This is a genomic window from Pseudomonas sp. SIMBA_041 (assembly GCF_046535095.1).
GTDB lineage: Bacteria > Pseudomonadota > Gammaproteobacteria > Pseudomonadales > Pseudomonadaceae > Aquipseudomonas > Aquipseudomonas mucoides.
This window is the reverse complement of record NZ_JAWRXJ010000447.1, coordinates 1-264: the sequence shown is the minus strand read 5'-3', so window position 1 is coordinate 264 and position 264 is coordinate 1. Positions and strand designations below refer to the sequence as shown.

The following is a 264-nucleotide window of genomic DNA, read 5'->3' as shown; positions in this document are numbered from 1 at the left end:
CTCGGCGGTGGCGGCCAATGGCACTCAGTACAACTACCTGACGCACCAGGCCTTCGATGAGGTGGGCAACTGCCTGTCGGGACGTACCTGCTCTACCGATGAGCAGAAGAAGGCTGCGGTGGCCAAGGCCGAGAAACTCAGCGAGTGGCTGGACTCGGAAATGCGCAGCCTCTGCGACAAGGCGCCGACCAGCGACAGTTGCCGCGCGGCGGTCAATGCCTCGATCAAGTACGTGGCCATGAAGGATGCCTGGAACATCATGAA

The 264-nt window shown here is 61.4% G+C and carries 1 protein-coding gene; it reads left to right on the top strand.

Annotated features, from left to right (window positions below):
* A partial coding sequence (locus SB725_RS31860; protein WP_410923443.1) for a hypothetical protein occupies nucleotides 1-264 on the top strand: 264 nt, incomplete at both ends.